The sequence below is a fragment of the Microbacterium sp. NPDC080005 genome, from assembly GCF_040702445.1.
Lineage (GTDB): Bacteria > Actinomycetota > Actinomycetes > Actinomycetales > Microbacteriaceae > Microbacterium > Microbacterium oleivorans_D.
Genome location: NZ_JBFBLD010000001.1, coordinates 71,359 through 94,174, shown reverse-complemented (window position 1 = coordinate 94,174; position 22,816 = coordinate 71,359). Strand labels below are relative to the sequence as shown.

General features: G+C 71.2%; 22 protein-coding genes and 1 riboswitch. Of the genes, 10 read left to right on the top strand and 12 right to left on the bottom strand.

The window, feature by feature from the left end; all coding sequences use genetic code 11:
- Positions 1-7: 7 nt before the first annotated feature.
- Genes AB0259_RS00415 through AB0259_RS00405 form a run of 3 tightly spaced genes read right to left on the bottom strand, consistent with a single transcriptional unit; the run spans position 8 to position 2,081 of the window.
- A complete protein-coding gene (locus AB0259_RS00415; RefSeq protein WP_251583027.1) occupies positions 8-250 on the bottom strand; it encodes a PLDc N-terminal domain-containing protein in 243 nt (80 codons plus the stop codon).
- Positions 251-273: 23 nt separating this feature from the next.
- Positions 274-1,242, bottom strand: coding sequence for a squalene cyclase (locus AB0259_RS00410; RefSeq protein ID WP_366221284.1), 969 nt, complete (start codon positions 1,240-1,242; stop codon positions 274-276).
- 38 nt (positions 1,243-1,280) lie between these two features.
- Positions 1,281-2,081 (bottom strand): NAD(P)H-binding protein, encoded by an 801-nt coding sequence (locus tag AB0259_RS00405; protein ID WP_366221285.1) that lies wholly within the window; start codon positions 2,079-2,081, stop codon positions 1,281-1,283.
- Between the two features lie 169 nt (positions 2,082-2,250).
- On the opposite strand from AB0259_RS00405, the gene AB0259_RS00400 reads away from it, so the two are divergent.
- From AB0259_RS00400 to AB0259_RS00390, 3 genes are read left to right on the top strand one after another with little or no spacing between them, the layout of a single operon-like run.
- Complete coding sequence (locus AB0259_RS00400; protein WP_251583021.1) at positions 2,251-3,111, top strand: ABC transporter substrate-binding protein; 861 nt, start codon at positions 2,251-2,253, stop codon at positions 3,109-3,111.
- A 20-nt stretch (positions 3,112-3,131) separates the two neighbouring features.
- Positions 3,132-3,977 carry an amino acid ABC transporter permease gene (locus AB0259_RS00395; RefSeq protein WP_366221290.1) on the top strand — a complete coding sequence of 282 codons (846 nt, stop codon included), beginning with the start codon at positions 3,132-3,134 and terminating at the stop codon, positions 3,975-3,977.
- Positions 3,974-4,708, top strand: a complete 735-nt coding sequence (locus tag AB0259_RS00390; protein WP_251583017.1) for an amino acid ABC transporter ATP-binding protein — start codon at positions 3,974-3,976, stop codon at positions 4,706-4,708. The genes AB0259_RS00395 and AB0259_RS00390 overlap by 4 nt, the downstream gene beginning before the upstream one ends.
- Positions 4,709-4,849: 141 nt before the next feature.
- Here the strand turns inward: AB0259_RS00390 and AB0259_RS00385 are convergent, their stop codons facing one another.
- Positions 4,850-5,740, bottom strand: a complete 891-nt coding sequence (locus AB0259_RS00385; RefSeq protein WP_366221292.1) for a bifunctional methylenetetrahydrofolate dehydrogenase/methenyltetrahydrofolate cyclohydrolase — start codon at positions 5,738-5,740, stop codon at positions 4,850-4,852.
- A gap of 124 nt (positions 5,741-5,864) precedes the next feature.
- Positions 5,865-7,139: a serine hydroxymethyltransferase gene (gene glyA, locus AB0259_RS00380; RefSeq protein ID WP_366221294.1), complete on the bottom strand. Its 1,275-nt coding sequence runs from the start codon at positions 7,137-7,139 to the stop codon at positions 5,865-5,867.
- A gap of 37 nt (positions 7,140-7,176) precedes the next feature.
- A riboswitch (ZMP/ZTP riboswitch) is annotated at positions 7,177-7,260 on the bottom strand.
- A gap of 92 nt (positions 7,261-7,352) precedes the next feature.
- Between glyA and AB0259_RS00375 the strand changes: the two genes are divergently transcribed.
- Together AB0259_RS00375 and nagA are read left to right on the top strand one after the other, a co-directional pair.
- A complete protein-coding gene (locus AB0259_RS00375) occupies positions 7,353-8,807 on the top strand; it encodes a family 20 glycosylhydrolase (protein ID WP_366221296.1) in 1,455 nt (484 codons plus the stop codon).
- The gene (gene nagA, locus AB0259_RS00370; protein WP_366221298.1) at positions 8,795-9,943 is read left to right on the top strand and encodes an N-acetylglucosamine-6-phosphate deacetylase; all 1,149 of its coding nucleotides are present in this window, start codon (positions 8,795-8,797) and stop codon (positions 9,941-9,943) included. Before AB0259_RS00375 ends, nagA begins: the two co-directional genes overlap by 13 nt.
- Before the next feature lie 137 nt (positions 9,944-10,080).
- Here nagA and AB0259_RS00365 read toward each other — a convergent pair whose 3' ends face one another.
- The 5 genes from AB0259_RS00365 to AB0259_RS00345 form a co-directional block, all read right to left on the bottom strand.
- Complete coding sequence (locus AB0259_RS00365) at positions 10,081-10,977, bottom strand: ROK family protein (RefSeq protein WP_366221300.1); 897 nt, start codon at positions 10,975-10,977, stop codon at positions 10,081-10,083.
- Position 10,978: 1 nt separating this feature from the next.
- Entirely contained in the window at positions 10,979-11,941 is a 963-nt protein-coding gene (locus AB0259_RS00360; protein ID WP_366221302.1) for a carbohydrate ABC transporter permease, read from the bottom strand.
- On the bottom strand, positions 11,938-12,909 hold the full coding sequence (locus AB0259_RS00355) for a sugar ABC transporter permease (protein WP_366221304.1): 972 nt from the start codon (positions 12,907-12,909) through the stop codon (positions 11,938-11,940). The genes AB0259_RS00360 and AB0259_RS00355 overlap by 4 nt, the downstream gene beginning before the upstream one ends.
- A 55-nt stretch (positions 12,910-12,964) precedes the next feature.
- Positions 12,965-14,227, bottom strand: coding sequence for an extracellular solute-binding protein (locus AB0259_RS00350; RefSeq protein WP_366221305.1), 1,263 nt, complete (start codon positions 14,225-14,227; stop codon positions 12,965-12,967).
- 68 nt (positions 14,228-14,295) lie between these two features.
- Positions 14,296-15,432, bottom strand: a complete 1,137-nt coding sequence (locus AB0259_RS00345; protein ID WP_366221307.1) for an ROK family transcriptional regulator — start codon at positions 15,430-15,432, stop codon at positions 14,296-14,298.
- A 105-nt stretch (positions 15,433-15,537) separates the two neighbouring features.
- Between AB0259_RS00345 and AB0259_RS00340 the strand changes: the two genes are divergently transcribed.
- Positions 15,538-15,936, top strand: a complete 399-nt coding sequence (locus AB0259_RS00340; protein ID WP_251582982.1) for a YrdB family protein — start codon at positions 15,538-15,540, stop codon at positions 15,934-15,936.
- Positions 15,933-17,300 (top strand): FAD-linked oxidase C-terminal domain-containing protein, encoded by a 1,368-nt coding sequence (locus AB0259_RS00335; protein ID WP_366221309.1) that lies wholly within the window; start codon positions 15,933-15,935, stop codon positions 17,298-17,300. The genes AB0259_RS00340 and AB0259_RS00335 overlap by 4 nt, the downstream gene beginning before the upstream one ends.
- Here the strand turns inward: AB0259_RS00335 and AB0259_RS00330 are convergent.
- Complete coding sequence (locus AB0259_RS00330; RefSeq protein ID WP_366221311.1) at positions 17,291-17,914, bottom strand: hypothetical protein; 624 nt, start codon at positions 17,912-17,914, stop codon at positions 17,291-17,293. The genes AB0259_RS00335 and AB0259_RS00330 overlap by 10 nt on opposite strands.
- A 116-nt stretch (positions 17,915-18,030) precedes the next feature.
- Between AB0259_RS00330 and AB0259_RS00325 the strand changes: the two genes are divergently transcribed.
- The 3 genes from AB0259_RS00325 (at position 18,031) to AB0259_RS00315 (ending at position 20,518) form a co-directional block, all read left to right on the top strand.
- Complete coding sequence (locus AB0259_RS00325; RefSeq protein ID WP_366221313.1) at positions 18,031-18,462, top strand: hypothetical protein; 432 nt, start codon at positions 18,031-18,033, stop codon at positions 18,460-18,462.
- A gap of 111 nt (positions 18,463-18,573) precedes the next feature.
- Entirely contained in the window at positions 18,574-19,998 is a 1,425-nt protein-coding gene (locus AB0259_RS00320) for a L,D-transpeptidase family protein (protein WP_366221315.1), read from the top strand.
- 67 nt (positions 19,999-20,065) lie between these two features.
- Positions 20,066-20,518, top strand: coding sequence for a GNAT family N-acetyltransferase (locus AB0259_RS00315; RefSeq protein WP_366221316.1), 453 nt, complete (start codon positions 20,066-20,068; stop codon positions 20,516-20,518).
- A 63-nt stretch (positions 20,519-20,581) separates the two neighbouring features.
- Here AB0259_RS00315 and AB0259_RS00310 read toward each other — a convergent pair whose 3' ends face one another.
- Positions 20,582-22,798 (bottom strand): NADP-dependent isocitrate dehydrogenase, encoded by a 2,217-nt coding sequence (locus tag AB0259_RS00310; protein WP_366221318.1) that lies wholly within the window; start codon positions 22,796-22,798, stop codon positions 20,582-20,584.
- Positions 22,799-22,816: the final 18 nt, after the last annotated feature.

Genomic DNA, 22,816 nt, shown 5'->3' with positions numbered 1-22,816 from the left:
CGGACCGTCAGAGGCGGGATTCGTTCCGGCCTGCGAGGCCGGCGCGCCGCCCGACCGCGAGCCACGCGACGGGGCCGAGGACCGGGACGAACAGGATCACGATCGCCCAGGCGAGCGCCTGCACCGATGTGAGGCCGCGCGCGGAGCGGGCGAGCGACACGAGTGCGACGACGGCGAGCCCGATCACGATCAGCGCAACGAGCGACCAGACCACGTCGTACAGGCTCGGCAGCAGCGGGTTGACGATCACGTCCCCGAACCTACGCGATCCGGTCACCGCGCAGCATCCCACCACTGGAGGACGCGGAGGGCGAGGAACGTGAGCCATCGCGACGGTTGCCCCTCGGGAGCGTCGAGGTCGAACCAGCGCCGTCCCTCGAGCACGCGTCCCTGGTGCCACGTGCCGTCCGGCTGTTGCGCTGCGCGGACAATCTCGACGGCGTCGGCGAGCCGCTCGTCGGGCACGACGTCGTCGTTCAGCGACGCGTCACGGAAATGGTCGAGGGCGGCGAGCGCGCTGTAGCGGTGCCGGTTGGGATAGACGAACTCGGTGACGAACGGACCGACGAGTTCGCCCGTCGACAGGCGGTACGCGAGGCGGCGTTCGAGCAGGTACTCCTGCCCGCGCAGGCGGCTCTCACGGAGGGTGGTGTCCCCTGTGAACCGCTCGTACGCGAGCATGCCCCGAACAGCGTTGAGCGTGGAGTGGAACGAGGAGCGCACGGAGTCGCCCTCCTCGGCCTCGCAGTTCCATCCGCCGTCGGCGAGCTGATGCTCGGGGAACCACCTCGCCAGCCGGGAGACGTCGGCCCCCAGCCACGCCCCGGTTCCGAGGGTGAACGCGTTGATGCAGACGTCGACCTCGCCGCCCCAGTAGGGCAGGTCGTCGTACTCCCACCGGCTGTTGCGGTCGAGCCTCTCGGCGGTGTCCCCGAGAGCGGATGCCGGGACGCCCCACTCGCGCAGGTCCTTCAGCGTCCATGTCGTCGCCGTCCACGGCTGCCCGGGCATCTCGGATTCCGGGCTGCCGAAGAAGCCGACGGGGAAGTACGCGCCGCCCTCCCACTGCCCGTCCTGGCCCTGCTGCGCGAGCAGCGCCGCACCGAACCCCTCGGTCGCCACGCGCGCGCGCGTCGCCCGCCACACGTCCGCGGGCTCACCCGCGAGGTCGCGCTCGACCTGCCATCGCAGCGACGGGTCGGAGTCGCGCAGCCAGTCCAGGATCCGGGGTTCGACGCTCATGCGGTCATCCTGCCGCGCGCCGCCGACACGCACCAGGATCAGGCCGACCCCGCGAGCATCTCGCCGTAGCCCTCCTCGAACGTCGGGTACTCGAGCGAGCCGACGACCGACCGCAGCAGCGCACCGTCCAGCACCGTGCCGCGCCGATCGCCCGGCTCGCCGCGCGGCGGCACCGGCACCCCGAGACGCCCGGCGAGGAAGGTCACGACCTCGCCGAGCGTGGCGGGTCGTTCGTCGGAGCCGTGCAGCACGCGGGGCGGAACGGCTGCGTCGAGGAGCGCGAGAATCGCTCGCGCGACGTCGGTCTCGTGGATGCGGTTGGTCCGACGCGCATGGTCGACCGGAGTGCCGGCCCGCACCTGTCGGATGAGGCGGTCACGGCCGGGCCCGTAGATGCCGGCCGGTCGCAGGATGACGGACTCCAGCAACTCGACTGCGCGCACCTCGCCGTCGACCAGCTGCTGCGCACGCGCGCTCGCGGGACGCGGCTCATCGGCTTCCGTCAGCGGTCGCTCATCGCCGTACCCCTCGAACACGCGCGTCGACGATACCCACACCGTCCGCGCGGGCACCCCGGGCAGCGCGGCCGCGAGGTGCGCCGCCGCGTCCGCCAGGAACGCAGCATCCTCCCCCGGCGGCAGTGTGACGACGACCGCGTCCACGGCGGGAAGCGGGCGGGCCAGCGGCTGGGAGAGATCCGCCGCGATGCGGTGATCGTCGGGCTCGGATGCCGGGGACCGCCGCAGCGTCCAGACCTCACCGCCGGCACCGCGCAGCGCCGCTGCGACCCGAGTGCCGATCCGACCGGAACCGACCACGAGCGTGCGAGAGGGAGTCATCCCGTCATCCTCTCAAGCGAACGACGATGACGGGCGTGTAACAAAGCGACGCCGCATGGCCTGCGGCATCCCTCCTCGCGCGAGAATGAGGGTCGGCACCCGCCCGATCGCGCGCGGAGCGCCACCCGAACCCCTTCACCGAGCCTGCTCGGCGCCTCCGGAGGCCCTCATGTCCCGTCGTCCCGCCCTGCGCACCGCACTCGCCGCGTCCGCCGCCGCCCTCGCCCTGCTCCTCGGAGGCTGCGCGACCAGCGCCGCACCGAGCGTGTCGTCGTCCTCGGATGCCGGCCCCTCCCCCGACGACTACGTCACCCCCGGCAAGCTCACGATCGCGACCGGCGAGACCGCCTACGAGCCCTACGTCATCGACGACGACCCGGAGTCCGGCGAGGGCTTCGAGGCCGCAGTGGCCTACGCCGTCGCCGACAAGCTCGGATTCGCGAAGGACGACGTCGAGTGGGTCCGGACCAGCTTCGACGCGGCGATCGCCCCGGGGCCGAAGAGCTTCGACTTCAACGTGCAGCAGTACACGATCACCGACGAGCGCAAGCAGGGCGTCGATTTCTCGTCGCCCTACTACGCCGCGAGCCAGTCCCTCATCGCTCTCAAGGGCGGTAAGGCCGACGGCGTCACCGACCTGGCGGGCCTGAAGGACATCACGATCGGTGCCATGGCGAACTCGACGAGCGCTCTCACCCTCGACGCGCTCGACCTCGGGCTCGAGCCGAAGCTCTACAACTCCAACGAGGACGCCACCGCGGCTCTGAGCGCAGGACAGGTCGACGCCGTCGTCCTCGACACCCCGACCGCCTACGTCGCCGTGAACTTCTACATCGAGAACTCGTTCTTCGTCGGCGAGCTGCCCCAGTCGGGCATCGAGGACCAGTGGGGCCTGCTGCTCGCGAAGGACTCGCCGCTGACCCCGGCCGTCAGTGCCGCCGTCGACGAGCTCCGCGAGGACGGCACCCTCGCCGACCTCGAGGAGAAATGGCTCTCGGGTCTGACCGAGGGCGTCACCGAGCTCCAGTGAGGGCGCGCTAGCGTCGATCCGTGACCACCCGCATCCCGAGCGAGCTCGAGCTCGACCGTCGCGCCTACCGGCGCGGCCGCGAGCGGCGATCCGTCCTGATCGCGATCGCGTCGACCCTCGTCTTCGCCGTCGTGGTATGGGCGACGGTGATCAACACCGAGGGCTGGTCGAAGGTCCAGCAGAGCTTCTTCGACCCGGCCATCGCCCTGCAGGCGCTGCCGAAGGTGTGGGACGGCTTCCTCGTCAACCTCACCGTGCTCGGGATCGCGGTCTTCACCGTCGGCGGTGTCGCACTGCTCGTCGCCCTGCTGCGGACGCTGCGGGGCCCGGTCTTCTTCCCCGTGCGGATGCTGGCCGCGGGCTACACGGATCTCTTCCGCGGGCTGCCGTTCATCATCGTGCTCTACCTCGTCGGGTTCGGGCTGCCGACGATCGTCGGCGAACGGATCGACGAGCTCTTCCTCGGCGTGCTCGCCGTGACGCTGACCTACTCGTCGTACGTCGCGGAGGTCATCCGCGCGGGCATCGAGTCCGTCCATCCGTCGCAGCGTCTCGCGGCCCGCGCACTCGGGCTCAGCCACGTCCAGACGCTCCGACGCGTCGTCCTGCCGCAGGCCCTGCGGAAGATGACCCCGGCGCTCATGAACGACTTCATCTCGATGCAGAAGGACGTCGGGCTCATCTCCATCATCGCGGGCATCGACGCGATCGCCGCCGCTCGCTCGGTGACGGCCACGACGTACAACTTCACGCCGTACGTCGTCGCCGGCATCCTCTTCATCCTGCTCGCGATCCCCACCATCCGCCTCACGGACTGGTACACGGCGCGGCTCCGCGAGCGCGAGCAGACGGGATCGGTGCTGTGAGCGACGTGCTGCGGGCCACCGGCATCCACAAGTCCTTCGGGGACCGGGAGGTGCTGCGCGGGGTCGACGTCTCGCTCGCCGCGCACGAGGTCGTCGCGCTCATCGGCGCGAGCGGCTCGGGCAAATCGACCCTGCTGCGCTGCCTGGGACTGCTCGAGCCGATCGACGACGGACAGATCTTCCTCGGCGACGAGGACATCTCCGATCCCCGCGTCGACGGCAACCGCATCCGTGCGCGGCTGGGCGCGGTGTTCCAGAGCTTCAACCTCTTCCCGCACCTGTCCGTGCTCGACAACGTGACGCTCGCGTCCCGCGTGGTCCACCGGATGCCGCGCCGCGAGGCCGAAGCCCGCGCGGTCGACCTGCTGGCCCGGGTCGGGCTCGCCGACAAGGCGAAGGATCACCCCGACCGCCTCTCGGGCGGTCAGCAGCAGCGTGTCGCCATCGCACGTGCCATCGCGACCGACCCCGAGGTGCTGCTGCTGGACGAGATCACGTCCGCCCTCGATCCGGAGCTGGTCGGCGAGGTACTGGAACTCGTCCGCGACCTGGCGTCCGAGGGCGCGACCATCCTGATGGCCACGCACGAGATGGCGTTCGCGCGCGACGTCGCCGACCGGGTCGTGTTCCTCGACGCCGGCACGATCGTCGAGCAGGGCCCGCCGTCGGAGGTGCTGCGGCATCCGCGCGAGGAGCGCACCCGCGCCTTCCTCGCCCGCTTCACCGCCTGACGCCGGCGCCCGAGCGCCGGCGCGCGGCGGCTCTCGGTCGTCCGTTCACGGATGCAACGGATGCCGGGCGACACCCGGCATCCGCGTGCGCCTCACCGGCGTGTCGCGGACGATCTGTCGCATCCGTGAACGGGCGGCGCGTCAGTCGCGCAGACCCGCGGCGCGCTCGGCGACCTCGACGACGTTCGTCATCAGCAGGGCGACGGTCATGGGACCGACGCCGCCGGGGTTCGGCGAGAGCCAGCCCGCGACCTGCGCGACGTCGGGATGAACGTCGCCGTAGACGCGGCTCTTGCCGGTCTCGGGGTCGTCCTCGCGGGTGACGCCCACGTCGAGCACCGCGGCGCCGGGCTTGACGTGCTCGGCGGTGACGATGTGCTTCACCCCCGCCGCGGCGACGATGACGTCGGCCTCGCGCAGGTGCGCGCCGAGGTCGGTCGTCCCGGTGTGGGTGAGCGTCACGGTCGCGTTGTACTCGCGGCGCGTGAGCAGCAGACCGATCGAGCGGCCGATCGTGACGCCGCGGCCGACGACGACGACGTGCGTGCCGTTCAGGTCGTAGCCGTTGCGGATGAGCAGCTCGATGACGCCGCGCGGCGTGCACGGCAGCGGCGACGTGATCGGCGTGTTGACGTTGAGCACCAGGCGACCGAGGTTCGTCGGGTGGAGGCCGTCGGCATCCTTCTCCGGGTCGATCCGCTCGAGGATGCGATCGGTGTCGAGGTGCTTCGGCAACGGCAGCTGGACGATGTAGCCGTGGCACGCCGGGTCGGCGTTGAGCTCGTCGATCAGCGCCTCGACCTGCTCCTGCGTCGCATCGGCGGGCAGCTCGCGCTGGATCGAGTTCATCCCGATCGCCTCGGACTGCCGGTGCTTCATACCGACGTAGAGCTGGGATGCCGGGTCGGCCCCCACGAGCACGGTGGCAATGCCGGGCGTCACGCCGCGCTTCTTGAGGGCGGCCACCCGCTCCGCGAGCTCGGTCTTGATCGCGGCCGACGCCGCCTTGCCGTCGAGGATCTGTGCGGTCACGATGTCTCCTGTCGTCGCCCCTCGACCGCGAGACTGCACGGGGAGCTCGAGACTGCGGTCCAAGACCGCTGTCTCGGGGCGTGAGCGCAGTCTCGCGATCGGAAGAGGGGGCGGATGCCGCGGCTCACTGCTGGAGGCCGGGGTACAGCGGGAACGCGTCGGCGAGGGTCGCGACGCGCGCGCGGAGCGCCTCGAGGTCGGCGCCGGGCTGCAGCGCGAGTGCGATGACGTCGGCCACCTCGGTGAACTCGGCGTCGCCGAAGCCGCGGGTCGCGAGCGCGGGGGTGCCGATGCGCAGGCCCGAGGTCACCATCGGGGGGCGCGGGTCGTTCGGCACCGCGTTGCGGTTGACCGTGATCCGGATCTCGTGCAGCAGGTCCTCGGCCTGCTTGCCGTCGATCGCCGCGTCGCGCAGGTCGACCAGGACGAGGTGCACGTCGGTGCCGCCGGAGCGGACCGAGATGCCGGCGTCCTTCACGTCCTGCTGCGAGAGCCGGTCGGCGAGGATGGCCGCGCCCGAGACGGTGCGCTGCTGGCGCTCCTTGAAGTCATCGGATGCCGCGAGCTTGAACGCGGTCGCCTTGGCGGCGATCACGTGCATGAGCGGGCCGCCCTGCTGACCCGGGAAGACCGCCGAATTGATCTTCTTCGCGATGTCGGCGTCGTTGGTGAGGATGAAGCCCGAACGGGGGCCGCCGATCGTCTTGTGCACCGTCGAGCTGACGACGTGCGCGTGCGGCACGGGAGAGGGGTGCAGGCCCGCCGCGACGAGACCGGCGAAGTGCGCCATGTCGACCCAGAGGAGCGCGCCGACCTCGTCGGCGATCGCGCGGAAGGCGGCGAAGTCGAGCTGGCGCGGGTAGGCCGACCAGCCCGCGATGATGACCTTCGGCTTGTGCTCGACGGCGAGGCGGCGGACCTCGTCCATGTCGACGAGCGAGGTCTCGGCGTCGACCCCGTAGGCGACGATGTTGTACAGGCGGCCCGAGAAGTTGATCTTCATGCCGTGCGTCAGGTGACCGCCGTGGTCGAGTGACAGGCCGAGCAGCGTGTCGCCGGGACGGGCGATGGCGTGCAGGACGGCGGCGTTGGCGGATGCGCCGGAGTGGGGCTGAACGTTGGCGAACTCGGCGCCGAACAGCGACTTGGCGCGCTCGATGGCGAGCTCTTCGGCGACGTCGACGACCTCGCAGCCGCCGTAGTACCGGCGGCCGGGGTAGCCCTCGGCGTACTTGTTGGTGAGGACGGAGCCCTGCGACTGCAGCACCGAGACGGGAACGAAGTTCTCGGAGGCGATCATCTCGAGAAACCCGCGCTGACGGTCGAGCTCGCGCTCGAGCACATCGGCGATCTCGGGATCGACCTCGGACAGCGGGGCGTTGAACAGCGAATCGGTCATGCGATCTCCTGACGACGGCTTTCGGGATGGGTTATCTCGCATCGGCCCAGGCGCGCGGTCGAATGCCGTGTCAATCGCTCCCCGGTGGTAGCCCACCTCAACGCCAGTCGCGACACTGCGAGCATAACGGATGCCGCCGCTGATAGGCTGGCCCGATCGGTTTTGTTAGGATGCCTTACAGAACGGTGGTGGCGGTTGCTCCCCCTCCCCCTCGTGCCCTTTCCCGCAGACGTCGCCCGCACCGGCGACGCGCCCTTCGCGCTGGACGGCGCAACCGTGACGGGTGATCCGGATGCCGCCGAGCACCTGCGCGCGCTCGTCCGGACCCGCACCGGCGTCGACCTCGGCACGGGCGGCGGCATCGCACTGACGGTCGACGGCGCGGGCCCGGCCGAGTCGTACCGACTCGAGGTGTCGGCCACCGGCATCCGGATCGCGGGAGCGGATGCCGCGGGCCTCTTCTACGGGGTGCAGACGCTCGGCCAGCTCGTCCACCGCGACGGCGACGCATGGGTCGTGCCGTCGCTGCGCATCTCCGACGCCCCGCGATTCGCGTATCGCGGCGTGATGCTCGACGTCGCGCGCCACTTCCACGACGTCGCCACAGTGCGGACGTACATCGACCGGGCGGCATCCCTCAAGCTCAACGTCCTGCACCTGCACCTGTCGGACGACCAGGGCTGGCGCCTCGAGCTGCGCTCGCGCCCCGAGCTCACCGCGAAGGCATCGGCCACGGCCGTCGACGGCGCGGCGGGCGGCTTCTACGCGCAGGACGAGTACCAACAGATCGTCGCCTACGCCGCCTCCCGCCACATGACGGTCGTGCCCGAGTTCGACATGCCCGGCCACACGCACGCGGTGGGGCTGGCGTATCCCGAGATCGCCGCGGCGCCGGTCGTCGAGGTCATCACGGAGGGCTCGGTCCCCGTCGCCGGCGAGCCCTACACCGGGATCGGCGTGGGGTTCTCATCCCTCCGCATCGGCGACGAGGCGACGGACGCCTTCGTGCGCGACGTCTTCACCGAACTCGCGGAACTCACCCCCGGCCCGTGGCTGCACTTCGGCGGGGACGAGTCGCTGGGCACCGACCCCGAGGACTTCGCGCGCTTCGTCGCGCAGACGAGCGCCGTCATCACCGCCCTCGGGAAGACCCCCGTCGCCTGGCACGAGGCCGGCGCCGCGGCGGACCTCGCCCCCGGCACGATCGGCCAGTTCTGGGGCTTCGTCTCGCCGACGGATGCCGCCGCCCGCCATGCGCGCGCCTTCGCCGAGCGCGGCGGCCGGCTCGTCCTCTCGCCCGCGGACGCGGTCTACCTCGACATGAAGCCGACCGCGGACTCCCCCCTCGGACTCACCTGGGCCAACGGCCCGACCAGCCTCGCCCGGGCCTACGGCTGGGAGCCGACTGGCGTCGTCGAGGGAATCGGCGAGGAGGCCATCCTGGGTGTCGAGGCGCCGCTGTGGACCGAGACCGTCGCGACCCTCGAGGACATCGACGCCCTCGCCTTCCCTCGCATCGCCGCCGCGGCCGAGATCGCCTGGTCGCCCGCGAGCGGGGCTGAGCGGTCGTGGGAGTCGTTCCGTGGCCGCGTCGGCGGCCTCGGTCCGCTGTGGACGACCCTCGGCATCCGCTTCCCCGCCCTCGGGGAGGTGCCGTGGACGGCGTGAGCCGCATCATCCACTCGGCACGGCTCGTCGACGGGGGCACCGAGACCCCGGGCGCGTGGATCCGCTCCGAGAGGGGTCGCGTCACGGCGTCCGGCGCGGGTGACGAGTGGCGCGCGCTCCCTGCGGACGAGATCGTCGACGCCCAGGAGGTCGCCGGCGAGGGCGCCCTGCTGACGCCCGGCTTCATCGATCTGCACGGGCACGGCGGCGGCGGACGGGCACACGAAGAGGGAGCGGACGCGATCCGCGCAGCGCGCGCCCTGCACCTCGCCCACGGCACGACGCGCGCGGTCATCTCCCTCGTCGCCGGGTCCCTGACGGATCTGCAGGCACGCCTCGGCATCATCGCCGACCTGACGCAAGCGGATGCCTCGATCCTCGGCGCGCATCTGGAGGGCCCCTTCCTCGACCGGGGGCACCACGGCGCCCACGACCCCGACCTCCTGATCGCCCCGACGCCCGACGCCGTGGACGCCCTGATCGCCGCCGCCCGAGGGGCGCTCGTGCAGGTCACGCTCGCGCCCGAACTGCCCGGTGCGATCGAGGCGATCACGCGCATGACGCGCGCCGGGGTGGTCGTCGCCGTGGGACACACCTCCGCCGATGCCGATCTCACCCGCGAGGCGTTCGACGCCGGCGCCACCCTGCTCACGCACGCGTTCAACGCGATGCCCGGCCTGCACCATCGCGCCCCCGGCCCGGTGGGAGCGGCGACCGGCGACCCGCGGGTCACGGTCGAGGTCATCGCGGACGGTGTCCACGTGCACCGCGACGTCATCCGCATCCTCTTCGCCGCGGCGCCCGGCCGCGTTGCCCTCGTGACCGACGCGATGGCCGCCGCAGGCGCGGCCGACGGGACCTACCGTCTCGGGTCCCTCGCCGTCACGGTGGAGGCCGGCGTGGCGCGCCTGGCAGACGGCACGATCGCCGGGTCGACGCTCACGCAGGATGCGGCCCTGCGCACCGCCGTCGCGGCGGGCGTCGCGCTTCCGGCTGCGGTCCGGGCCCTGACCTCCACGCCCGCGCGCACGATCGGCCGGCCGGAGCTCGGCTCGCTCGCCGTCGGCGCCGTGGCCGACGCGGTGCTGCTCGACGCCGATCTGCAGGTGCGACAGGTGTTCACCGGGACGGTCTGACGCGGCATCCGCCCCATGGTGCGGCGCGGCGCGCCCTCCGCCCCCGGGGGACGCGCCGTCGTCCCGGGTCAGACGACCACGGGCCGTTTCGACGGTGAGGGGCCCGCAGAGACCGAATCCGGAACGCCCGGCCCGTCTCAGACCCCGGTCACCGCAGTCGCACCCGCCAGCAGCGCCGCACCCAGCGCGCCGACCGGCGCTCCCCGGGGCGTCGGCACCACGCGATCGGCCAGCTCCAGCGAGCCGAGGAAGGCCGACTCGGATGCCGCTGCCGCCAGGGCCGCACGCACCGGCTCACGCAGCCGCTCGCCGAGGTGCGACACCCCGCCGCCCAGCACGACGAGGTCCACGTCGGCGGTCAGCACGAGCAGGTGGACGGCCGCGGCGACGCCGCGCACGACGTCCGCGCGCAGGGCGGCGGCGAGCGGATCGCCCGCGTCCGCGGCGTCGAACACGTCGGCCACAGGCAGGGTGGCGGGTCTCGCCCATCGGGCGGCGACCGCCGCGCCGCCCGCGAGCGCCTCGATGCATCCGCGCTGCCCGCAGGTGCAGGCGGCGCCGGCGGGGTCCACGCTGATGTGACCGATCTCTCCGGCGGCACCGCGGGCGCCGCGCCACGGCATCCCGTCCCGGACGATGCCGGCGGCGATGCCGGTACCGAGGTTCAGGTAGGCGATCGACCCCGCTCCCGGAAGAAGGGATGCCGCGCCCACGGCGCCCGCGCGCACGTCGTTCTCGACGAGGGGACGGACCCCGACCCCGGCGCTCACCGCCTCCGCGAGATCCAGGGTGTCGATACCGAGGTTGAGCGCGTGGCGGACGACTCCTCCGGCTGAGACCTGTCCCGGCAGGCCGACGCCGAGCGCGTCCGGTCGGACGCCGTGCGAGACCGCTGCGACGACCGCGACGATCCCGTCGACGACCGCGCGGCCGCCCCAGCCCGTCGGCCGTCGCTCCTCGGCGACGACGCGACCGGTGTCGTCCACGGCGACGGCGAGGGTCTTCGTGCCACCGACATCCACTCCGATGCGCACGTCAGCCCTTCACGGCGCCGGAGACGAGCCCGCCCGACATCCGGCCCTGAACGATGAGGAAGAAGACCACGACCGGGATCGAGATGAGGGTGGATGCCGCCATCACCGCACCCCAGTTCGTCGCCTCGGTCGCGGACTGGAACGACAGCAGCCACGGCGGCAGGGTCAGGTTCTGTCCGCGCAGCAGGAGGAGCGCCATCGTGAACTCGTTCCACGACTGGATGAAGGCGAAGACGCCGGTGGCGACGAGTCCGGGCGCCAGCAGAGGGAAGGTCACCTTCCAGAACGCCTGCGACCGCGTGCAGCCGTCGATCATGGCCGCTTCCTCGAGGTCGACCGGCACGCCGCCGACGAATCCGCGGAGGGTCCAGATCGTGAAGGGGACGACGGCCGCGACGTAGACGATGCCGAGACCGACGAGGGTGTTCATGAGTCGCCAGTCGTCGATCATCCCGTAGATCGTGAACATCATCGCCTCGCCGGGGATCATCTGCACGATGAGGACCGCGACGATGAACGATCGCCGACCCCGGAAGCGGATGCGCGCGACCGCGATCGAGGCGAGGAACGCGACGAGCAGCGTGACGATGAGCACCCCGACGGTCACCCCCGCCGAACTGAGCAGTCCGTGGACGAAGTCGGTCTGCCCCGGCGCCGCCGGACGGTTCCACGCCGTCTCGTAATTGCGGAGCGTGAAGTCCAGCGGAAGGAAGCTCGGGGTGCGGCTGATGATCGACTCGCCGCTCGTGAACGACATGTTCAGCATCCAGTAGACCGGGAATACCGAGCAGACGAACACGACCAGGGCGGCGAGGTTCAGGAGCAGACGCCCGAGCGGCGAGCGCCGCCGACGACGGACGGCGAGCGATCCCGGGACGGGCGTCTTCGCGTGACCGACGGGCCCGGCGACCTCGTCGACGCCGACGGTCGCCAGCTGAGCGGCAGGCGTGATCTGCGTGCTCACAGCTCCTCCTCCTTAAGGGTCGTGCGGACGTAGCCCCAGGACAGGGCGAGCAGGAGGATGACGGTCAGCACGCCGATCGCGCTCGTGACGCCGAACTCCCCCACCCCCTGCCGGAAGATGTAGGTGCCGAGGACGTTCGTCTCGGACACGAGACCGCCGCGCTGCTGCAGCGTGTACACCTGAGTGAAGATGCGCAGGTTCCAGATGACCTGGAGGACGACGACGACGGTGACGACGTTGCGGAGGTACGGGTAGACGACCAGACGGAACCGCTGGAAACCGGTCGCCCCGTCGAGCGAGGCCGCTTCGAGCACCTCGCCGGGCACCTGTCCGAGCGCGGCGTAGAGCGTGAAGGCGGCGAAGGGCACGCCCTGCCAGACGACGATGATCGTCAGCACGACGAAGAACGACCACGGATCGAGCAGCCACGAATGGTTCGTGAAGTCCGAGGAGCCGGTGACGGTGTTGAACAGCCAGTTCACGAGTCCGTACTGGGCGTCGAAGATCCACCCCCAGACCGTGGTCGCCGCCAGGGGCGGCATCGCCCAGGCCAGGAGCAGCCCGATCGAGACGAGGAGCCGCCACCCCCGGGCCAGACGGGTCATCAGGACGGCGACGAGCGCACCCAAGCCCACGATGAGCACCGTCATCACGAGCATGAGCCCGAGGCTGCGCACGAGGACGGCCGGGAAGTCCGAGGCCGTGAACACCTCGAGGTAGTTCGCGAACCCGACCACGTCCGGCAGAGTGCCCTGCACCTTGTTGCGGATCGAGTAGTCGGTGAACGACTGGACGACCATGAGGACGGCCGGATAGCCGACCATCACGGCGAGGATCACGAGGGAGGGGCCGAGCAGCGTCAGCGCCGCCGCACCGTCCTTCCGGCGACGCGCCCGATCGCGCGCGGCGACGGCGAGAGGGTCGCGAGGGGCCCGCGCGGGTGCGGGCCGGGTCAGGGTGTCGGTCATCGGCATCCTCCGAAGACGGGGCGCAGGGGGCGTCGCCGCCCCCTGCGCCTGAGGGTCAGGAGTTGAGGATCGACTCGATCTGGCCGTCGAGCTCGGTCGCGACCTGCGTGACGTCGCCACCCTGGGCAATCTTCACGAGCGCGTCCTTGATGATGCCGGCGGACTCGACCTCGGCCCACTTCGGGCTGGCCGGAACCGCCTTGGAGGATGCTGCGGCCTTCGCCGCCTCGGCGGTGATCTCATCGTCGGGCAGGTACTGCGCGAACGCTGTGCGCGCCGGGATGAGCCCGTTCTCGGCGAGGATCTTCTGGTAGCCCTCGGAGAGGATGATCTCGAGCGCCGCCTGCGCCTTCTCCTGCGCGTCCGACTTCGCGGCGATCGCCACGTTCGACCCACCGGCGAACACGGGCGCGACCTCACCAGCGGTCATGCCGGGCAGCGCGAAGGCGGCGAGGTCCTTGCCGGCACCGTCCGGGCATCCGGGTGCTTCGGCGTCTGCCGCTGCGAGAATCGACCACTTCACCCACGCGGGAGCGGAGAGGAACCCGACCTCGTCGGCGCAGAAGGGGACCTGAGGGTCGGCCTCGTCGGCGTCGGCGGGAGCGATCGTCGCGTTCTCGTAGACGTCCTGCAGCATCGTCAGACCGGCAACGCCGCCCTCGCTGGAGAAGCCGCCGACCCACTTGTCGCCCTCGAGCGTGGCGATCTCGCCACCGTTCGCCCAGACATAGGGCAGTGCGTTGTACCAGTCCTTGCCCGGCGCGTAGATGCCGGACTTCGTGGCGGTGGTGGCCGCGACACCGTCCTTGACGTAGTCCTCGAGGGTGGCGGGGACCTCGCCCGAGTAGGTCGACGGCGAGTAGAACACGACGCGCGACCCGGCGTAGTAGGGCGCGGCGTAGAGCGTGCCGTCCTCCGAGCCGAGGTCGACGAAGCTCTGCAGCATGTCGTCGCCGCCGAGGTCGTCCTGGATGCCGGAGAGGTCGGCGAACAGGCCCTGCGAGATGAAGCCGGGCGCCTGCGTGTTGCCGACCTCGACGATGTCGGGCGCGTCGTTGGACGACAGGGCCGCGACATACCCCTCGGCGGTGTCGGCCCAGGTCTTCTCCTCGATCGTGAGGGTCCACCCGTCGTTCTGCTCCTCGAAGGTCTTCTTGAGGTAGTCGCGGGCGTCCTGGGGCGTGTCGGTGCCGACGAGCCAGACGGTCAGGTCACCGGTCTCGGCGCTGCCGGCGGCAGGTGTGGCGGATCCGGCGCAGCCGGACAGGACGAGGGCTGACGCGCCGAGGAGCGACAGTGCCCCGAGGGTCTTCTTCATAGCGGTTCCTTCACTGTGTGGGATGCGGCGGCCCGGGCGGGTCGCCGCGGAGGGCGGGTGGTGCGGGGTCAGGACACGCCGAGGCGGCCGGACAGGACCATGACGGCCGCACCGCGGAGGACGATGTCCTCGCTGTGGGCCGACATGCGCACCTGGAGCCCGTCGTGGAACGTGGCGAGGGTCCGGGTGCGTACCGTCTCGGCGGCAGCCTCGGCGAGGGTGCCACCGAGCAGGTCGGCGGGGCCGGAGAGGGTGATCTCCGACAGGTCGAGGGCGCCGACGATGGGCGCGAGGGCGATGCCGAGACGCTCGCCGGCGTCGCGGAGCACGCCCTGCGGGTCGGCGGCGGCGGCGAGGCGCTCGGTCAGAGCGGGGACGGCGAGCCACGCTTCGAGGCATCCGATCTTCCCGCAGGCGCAGGCGGGACCACCGTCGGTCCCGACGGTGACGTGGCCGATCTCACCCGCGGCGAAGCGAGCGCCGGCGAGGGGCTCGCCGCCGGTGAGCAGTCCCGCACCGACACCTCGACCGACACGGATGAGGATGACGTCATCGCCGGCGCCCCCGAAGGTGTGCTCAGCGAGGACGGCCGCGTTCGCGTCGTTCGCGACGAGCACGGGGAGGTCGAGCTCGGCCTCGAGACGCCCGGCCAGATCGACCTCGGTCCACCCGAATCCGGGCGCCGCGAGGACGACGCCCCGATCGTCCACGACCCCGGGGGTTCCGACGCCGAGGCCGAGGACCGGCGCGTGCGCGTCGGCGATGACGGCTCGCGCGAGCTCCGCGATCGCGTCGAAGACGTCGCGACGATCGGTGGGGACGGGGACGCTGTGGCGCGCGACGATCTCACCGTCGAGGGTGAGGACGGCGCCGACGAAGCTCTCGCTCCCCGAGAGGTCGAGTCCGGCGATGCGGTGACCGCCGCGGTCGATGTCGACGAGGATCGCGGGCTTGCCGGGTCCGGAGGCTTCGCGCACCCCCTGCTCCACCACGTAGCCGTCGTCGATGAGACCGCCGACGAGGTCGGAGATGGTGACACGGGTGAGCCCTGTCTCGCGGGCGAGATCAGCACGACTCATGGCCCCCTGCGAGAACAAGGACTGCAGCACGAGCGCCCGGTTGTGAGCACGGGCGTGCTCGGGGAGGATCTTGCCCGCGGTGCGGCGGCTGCGGGTCGCGGGAGCGGGTCTCGTCGGGGTCGACATGTTTGTTAGTAGACCTTACGAATAGGAGCGGCACAAGCGTTCCCTTGCGTTTGCAAGCACTCTTAACAAACTCGTTACACTTCCCGTCCCGCGTAGGATCGAGGCATGTCCGAGCTCCCCCACGTCCGTCCCGAACGACCCGCGGAGCCCGCCACCGCCGAGACCGCCCCGGTGCGGCTGTCGGCGCTCGACCTGCTCAGCTTCCTCTGCGCGATGTTCGCCGTCGTGACGCTCGCGATCTGGGGATTCACGGCGTGGGACGCTCCGTGGAACGTCATCCTCGGCATCGCGACGCCCCTCGCCACACTCGTGGTCTGGGGCCTGTTCGCGTCGCCTCGCGCGGTCGTCCGGGTCCACCCCTTCGTGCGCGGACTCGTGGAACTGCTCATCTACCTCTCCGCGACGATCGCCTGGTGGAGCGCCGGACAGACGTGGATCGGCCTCGGCTTCGCGGTCGTCGCCGTCGTGGTCGGCGTGCTGGCGGGTCGCCGACGCCTGTCGTGAGCGACGTCGTCGCTCACCTCCGCGATGCGCTCGGCGAGCGCGTCGACACGGACGAGGCCGCCCTCGAAGCGGTCCGTGCCGACAAATCGGGACACCGCGCTGCGGGGCGACCGCTCGCCGTCGTGCGGGCGGCATCCGTCTCAGATGTGCAGACCACCATGCGGATCGCGTCCGCCACGGGCACCCCCGTCGTCACCCGCGGCGCCGGCACCGGCCTCGCCGGCGGGGCGAACACCGGCACGGGTGAGATCTCGCTCTCGGTGCGCGGCATGGACCGGATCCTCGAGGTGCGCCCCGACGACCTGCTCGCGGTCGTCGAGCCCGGCATCCTCAACGCGGACCTCGGCCGCGCGCTCGCCCCGCATGGACTGTGGTGGGCGCCCGACCCCGCCAGCCGGGAGATCTCCACCGTCGGCGGCAACATCGCCACCGGTGCGGGCGGTCTCCTGTGCGCGAAGTACGGCGTCGTCCGGGACGCCGTGCTCGCCCTCGACGTCGTCCTCGCCGACGGACGACTGATCAGCACCGGCCACCGCAGCGTCAAGGGCGTGACCGGCTACGACCTGACCGCCCTCATGATCGGCTCGGAGGGGACGCTCGGCGTCGTGGTCGGCGCGACCCTCAAGCTCCGGCGCCTGGTGCCGGGGTCGACGCGGACGCTCACGGCGCAGTTCGCCGACGTTCGCGCAGCCGCCGCCGGGGCTGCCGCGGTCACCGCCGCCGGGGTGCAGCCGTCGATCATGGAGCTCATGGATGCCGTGAGCCTGGCGGCCGCGCACGCACTGCTCGGACTGCCGAGCCCCACACCGGGCGCGACCCAGCTCACCGTGCAGACCGATGGAGTCGCCGCCGCCGCGGAGCAGGCCGATGTCGCCGAAATCCTGACGGGGGCGGGCGGGTCCGTGCGGCTGGCCGCCGACGACGCCGAGGCCGCGCAGCTGTGGGCGGTGCGGCGGGCGATGCATCCGGCGATGGAGAGCCTGGGCACCGCGCTCATCGAGGATGTCTCGGTCCCTCGCAGCGCTCTTCCTGCGATGTTCGACGAGATCGCGCGCATCGAGGCGGAGTTCGGGCTGACGATCCCCACCGTCTGCCATGCCGGCGACGGCAACCTGCACCCCAATTTCATCTTCGACGGCGACGAGGTCCCCGACCGCGTGTGGAGCGCCGCCGATGCGCTCTTCCGGGCGGCGATCGCCCTCGGCGGAACGCTCACCGGCGAGCACGGCATCGGTGTGCTCAAGAGCCGCTGGCTGGCCGACGAGCTCGGCCCCGATCAGTGGTCGCTGCAGCGCGGTATCAAGGGCGTGTTCGACCCGGCCGGCATCCTCAACCCGGGGAAGGTGTTCGCGGCTCAGCCCTGACGGACGGCGGCCCCCGCCGGCGCCGTCGTGACCCGGGGCGACGCCGGTCGCGTCGTCACCGCGAGCACCATGGAGACGATCCCCACGACGCCGGGAATGGTCGCGGGCAGGACTCCGACCGGACCGCCCGAACCGGGCGCGACGACCGGGACGACGGCGAACATCACCGCGAGCAGGAGTCCGAGCACGAGCGCGGCGAGGGGGATCCGGCTCCACGGCCGAGGGATGACGCCGACCCGCTGGATCGCGACGGCGCCCCCGATCGCCAGGACGAAGCTCACGACGTCGCCGAGCGCCGCAGTGGGCCCGGCGCCGGCACCGGCCGCGTAACCGGTGGGACCGGCCCACCACACGGCGTGCGCGACCACGAAGGCGGCCAGGACCAGGAGGACCGCCACACCGGCGGGCCGACGTGCCACGACGCTCTCCTCCGGCCGCAGCCCGAACGCATAGACCGCGCAGGTCGCCGCCACCAGGAGGGCGGCCAGGAGCTCGATCGGCACCGACACCGGGTCCCCTGCGCTCACGGCGAGCGCCGCCAGGACCGCGAGGACGCTGTGGATCACGAGGAGGAGACCGCCGATGAGCCACGACCACACCGTTGTGCGCTGCATGGCCTCACCATACGGGTGGGGCTGCGGTGGTGTCATCCGGCGGACAGACCCTCTCCAACGTTCCTCAGGACGAGCGTGGCAGTCTCGAACGGTACCGAGCCCCGAGGAGGTCCGCCGTGCCCGCATCCCGCCGTCTCCGCGTGACCGTGTCCCTGGGCCTCGCCGGGGTCATCGCCGCGCTCGGCGCCGCGTGTTCCGCGCAGCCCGATGAGGTCGCCGACGGGCAGACTGTGACCGCCGCGTGCGCGGTCCTCGCCGATGCGGTCGACGCGGCGATGGCGGCCTTCGCGGAGGCGGATGCCGCCGATCCGTCCACCACCGCGGCAGCGACCGCTGACGTGCGGGACCACCTCGAGGAGGTCGCCGCCACGCTCGACAACGTCCGCGTCGAGGAGGTCGCCGCCGATCTGAGGGCTGGTTTCGACGTCCTCGCCGACGCGACGGAGGCGGCCGCAGAGGGAGACATCTCGGGCGCCATGGGTCTAGCCGACGCCGCCGACCGCATCCGGACGGGCGTCGCCGAGTATCACGATCTGTGCAGCGGATGACCGGCGATACGCCCTCGTCACGTACCATTTCCTGAAGCGACATTCGCCTGACGACGAGACCCCGCATCCCCGTGGCGTCCGGAACGCCGGGCCGCAGCTCGGGGGAGACCGATGTCGGAGACCATCACACGCCAGGACGCCGGCGACGCGCCCGCTTCGGGCGAGCACCTCGACATCCGCTGGGCACCGGCCGAGCCGGCACCACGTCCGCGCCGCCTCTGGCTGAAGATCGGGCTGCCCGTCGCGGCGGTCGTGACGGCCACGACGGTGTGCTCGCTCATCCTGATCGCGCCGGGGACGACCGCCGCCGGCGTGCCCGTCGGAGGCCAGACCACCGGCATGGCCGCGGATTCGATCTCCTCGCGCCTCTCCTCCATCCAGGTCAGTCTCGGCGAGGGCGGGCCCACGGTGTCCGCCGCTGACCTGGGCGCCACCGTCGACGCATCCGCTCTGGCTGACGAAGCCTTCGCGGGCAGCCCCCTGTGGAACGTGACCTCCTGGTTCGCCGAATACGGCGAACCGACGGTCGGTCTGAACACCGAGCGCGCCGCGACGACGCTGCGCGCCGCTCTGCCCGAGGCGTACGTCGACCCGACCCCCGCGACCGTGACGTTCCAGGACGGCGCCTACGTGAGCACCCCGGCCGTCGACGGCTCGGGCATCTCGCTCGACGCTGTCAGCTCCGCCCTCGCGTCGGCCCTCGTCGCCGGCGAATCGACGGTGACCGTGCCGGCGACGCCGGAAGCGGTGCCGGCCACCGTCACGACCGCGGCCGCGGAGGCGGCAGTCGAGAGCCTCAACGGGATGATCGCCGAGGCCGGTTTCTACGCCGGTGACGACCGCGCCGTCCCGATCCCCGCATCCGAGCTGGCGTCCTGGATGACCGTCCAGCCGGACGCCTCCGGTGCCTTCACGATGACCGCGGATGCGGCAGCGATCCAGCTCGCCGTCGACAAGCTGCCGGAGGTCGTCAACCAGGATCCGGCGACGGCCGAGGTCCTGACGAGCGAGGCCGGCGAGGTCCTGAAGACGATCGTCGAAGGGCAGGACGGCCGCGTCCTCGGCGACACCTCCGGTGTCGCGCGCGACTTCGCCGATCAGCTCGCCACGGGCGACGCGTCGTACGCCCTCCCGGTCGACGTGACACCGCGCGAGACGGTCAGCACGGTGCGCCTGGCGGAGGTCGACCTCAGCGAGCAGCGGCTGTATCTCAAGGAGAACGGCAAGGTCGTCGACACCTGGCTCATCTCGAGCGGTCGCGACGGCGCTGTGACCTTCACCGGTCGGTACTCCATCGGGTGGCGCACGCCGCTGCAGGACATGACCGGAACCTCGCGCGACACCGGGACGAAGTACACGCAGCCCGACGTCCCGTGGGTGATGTACTTCAACGGCAACCAGGCCTTCCACGGCGCCTACTGGCACAACAACTTCGGCAACCAGATGAGCGCCGGCTGCGTGAACATGCCGCCCGCCCTCGCCAAGCAGCTGTACGACTGGATGCCGAACGGCGGCGACGTCTGGATCCACTCCTGAACGTCATCTGACACCCGGCATCCGTCGTCCAAGTGCGACGGGCACGGATCACCGTTAGCCTGTGCTCATGGCTGACCTCCGCGTGGAAGAACTGTCGGCGTCGACGATCGTCGCCGTGAACACCCTCTCGCTCAAGCCGGGCCAAGAACGCTTCATCGCCCCCGAGAGCTATGCGATCGCCGCGACCGTCGTCGACCCTGCCACCTCGTGGCAGCGCGTGATCCTCGACGGTGACGAGGTGGTCGGCTTCGTCAGCGCCGGCTTCGACGCCGACGCCCCGCATGATCACTTCCGCTCGGTGCTGTGGCGGATCAACGTGGATGCCGACGATCAGGGTCGCGGTGTCGGACGCTACGCGGTCGAACAGCTCACGACCGAGGCACGCGCGCGAGGGTTCGACCACGTCAACGTCATCTACGAGGCCGGCGAGGGCGGCCCGGACGCATTCTTCCGTCGCGTCGGTTTCACCCCCGTCGACGAGACCGAGTACGGCGAGGTCGTCGCACAGATCCGGGTCTGACGCTCCCCCGAACGCACGGATGCCCCGGCCCGCTCATGCGGCCGGGGCATCCGTCTGCGCGGATCAGAGTCCGTCGATGATGCCGTTCAGCGTCGCCGACGGGCGCATGACCTTCTCGACCAGAGCGGGGTCGGGGCGGTAGTAGCCACCGATCTCGGCGGGCGAACCCTGCACGGCGACCAGCTCGGCGACGATGGCCTCCTCGTTCGCACGCAGCGCCTCGGCGACGGGCGCGAACGCGGCCGCCAGCTCCGGGTCGACGCTCTGGCCGGCCAGTTCCTGCGCCCAGTAGGTGGCGAGGTAGAAGTGGCTGCCGCGGTTGTCGATCGTGCCGAGGGCACGACCGGGCGACTTGTCCTCCTCGAGGAAGGTCCCAGTCGCTGCATCCAGCGTGTCGGCCAAGACCTTGGCGTGGGGGTTGCCGGTGTAGTCGGCGAGGTGTTCGAACGAGGCGGCGAGAGCGAAGAACTCGCCCAGCGAGTCCCAGCGGAGGTAGTTCTCCGCGACGAGCTGCTGCACGTGCTTGGGGGCCGAACCGCCCGCGCCGGTCTCGAACAGTCCGCCACCGGCGAGCAGCGGGACGATCGAGAGCATCTTGGCGCTCGTGCCGACCTCGAGGATCGGGAACAGGTCCGTGAGATAGTCGCGCAGCACGTTGCCGGTGACCGAGATGGTGTCCTCGCCGCGGCGGATGCGCTCGAGCGAGTAGCGCGTCGCGTCGGCCGGAGCGAGGATCTCGATCGTGAGGCCGTCCGTGTCGTGGTCGGCGAGGTAGGTCTTCACCTTCGCGATGAGGTTCGCGTCGTGGGCGCGGTCCTCGTCGAGCCAGAAGACGGCCGGCACAGCCGTCGCACGGGCGCGCGTGACGGCGAGCTTCACCCAGTCGCGGATCGCGATGTCCTTGGTCTGCGTGGCACGCCAGATGTCGCCCGGCTGCACGTCGTGCGAGAGGAGGGTCTCCCCCGCCGAGTTCACCACCTCGACCGTGCCGGCCGCGGCGATCTCGAACGTCTTGTCGTGCGAGCCGTACTCCTCGGCGGCCTGCGCCATGAGGCCGACGTTCGGCACCGAGCCGATCGTGGCGGGGTCGAGCGGGCCGTGGGCGATGACGTCGTCGATCGTGGCCTGGTAGACCCCCGCGTAGGACGAGTCGGGGATGACGGCGATCGTGTCGTCCTCGCCGCCGTCGGCACCCCACAGCTTGCCGCCGTTGCGGATGAGAGCCGGCATCGAGGCGTCCACGATCACGTCGGAGGGGACGTGCAGGTTCGTGATGCCCTTGTCGGAGTTGACGTACGACAGGCGCGGGCCGTTCGCGATGGCCGCCTCGAACGCGGAGCGGATCTCGTCGCCGCCCTCGACGCCGCCGAGACCGGCGAGGATCGCGCCGAGGCCGTCGTTTGGGGTGAGACCGGCCGCGGCGAGCTGGTCGCCGAAGCGGGAGAAGACGTCGGCGAAGAACGCGCGCACGACGTGGCCGAAGATGATCGGGTCGCTGACCTTCATCATCGTGGCCTTCAGGTGCACGGAGTAGAGCACGTCGTCGGCCGCAGCCTGCGCGATCGTGTCGGCGAGGAAGGCGTCGAGGGCCTTCGCCGAGAGGAACGTCGCGTCGACGACCTCGCCGGGCAGGACCTTCAGGCCCGACTTCAGCTCGGTCACGGTGCCGTCCTCGCCCGTGAAGCGGATGGTCAGGACGTCGTCGTTCTCGATGACCGTCGAGGTCTCATTGGATTTGAAGTCGTCGTGACCGAGCGTGGCGACGCGGGTCTTCGAGCCGTCCGCGAACGCCTTGTTGCGGTGCGGGTGCTTGCGCGCGTAGTTCTTGACCGACAGCGGCGCACGGCGGTCGCTGTTGCCCTCACGGAGGACCGGGTTCACCGCGGACCCCTTGATGCGGTCGTAGCGGGCGCGGACGTCCTTCTCGGCGACGTCCTTCGGCTCGTCCGGATAGTCCGGGATGTCGCAGCCCGCGGCCTGGAGCTCGGCGATGGCCGCCTTGAGCTGCGGAATGGATGCCGAGATGTTCGGCAGCTTGATGATGTTCGCCTCGGGGAGGGTCGCGAGACCGCCGAGCTCGGCCAGCGCGTCGCCCACCTGCTGCTCGGGCGTCAGGTTCTGCGGGAAGGCCGCCAGGATGCGGCCGGCGAGCGAGATGTCGCGCGTCTCGATGCCGACGCCCGCCTTGCCTGCGAACGCTTCGACGATCGGCAGGAAGGACGCCGTCGCCAGCGCCGGCGCCTCGTCGGTGTAGGTGTAGATGATGGTGGAATCGGGCACGTGTCGTCTCCAAGAAAA

Bases quoted from the DNA above. Each gene is read 5' to 3' on its own strand.
- AB0259_RS00350 (WP_366221305.1), bottom strand. From the start codon at position 14,227: ATGAAGAAGACCCTCGGGGCACTGTCGCTCCTCGGCGCGTCAGCCCTC.
- AB0259_RS00410 (WP_366221284.1), bottom strand. From the start codon at position 1,242: ATGAGCGTCGAACCCCGGATCCTGGACTGGCTGCGCGACTCCGACCCG.
- AB0259_RS00315 (WP_366221316.1), top strand. From the start codon at position 20,066: ATGGCTGACCTCCGCGTGGAAGAACTGTCGGCGTCGACGATCGTCGCC.
- AB0259_RS00330 (WP_366221311.1), bottom strand. From the start codon at position 17,914: ATGCAGCGCACAACGGTGTGGTCGTGGCTCATCGGCGGTCTCCTCCTC.
- AB0259_RS00320 (WP_366221315.1), top strand. From the start codon at position 18,574: ATGTCGGAGACCATCACACGCCAGGACGCCGGCGACGCGCCCGCTTCG.
- AB0259_RS00405 (WP_366221285.1), bottom strand. From the start codon at position 2,081: ATGACTCCCTCTCGCACGCTCGTGGTCGGTTCCGGTCGGATCGGCACT.
- AB0259_RS00400 (WP_251583021.1), top strand. From the start codon at position 2,251: ATGTCCCGTCGTCCCGCCCTGCGCACCGCACTCGCCGCGTCCGCCGCC.
- glyA (WP_366221294.1), bottom strand. From the start codon at position 7,139: ATGACCGATTCGCTGTTCAACGCCCCGCTGTCCGAGGTCGATCCCGAG.
- AB0259_RS00340 (WP_251582982.1), top strand. From the start codon at position 15,538: ATGTCCGAGCTCCCCCACGTCCGTCCCGAACGACCCGCGGAGCCCGCC.
- AB0259_RS00355 (WP_366221304.1), bottom strand. From the start codon at position 12,909: ATGACCGACACCCTGACCCGGCCCGCACCCGCGCGGGCCCCTCGCGAC.
- AB0259_RS00345 (WP_366221307.1), bottom strand. From the start codon at position 15,432: ATGTCGACCCCGACGAGACCCGCTCCCGCGACCCGCAGCCGCCGCACC.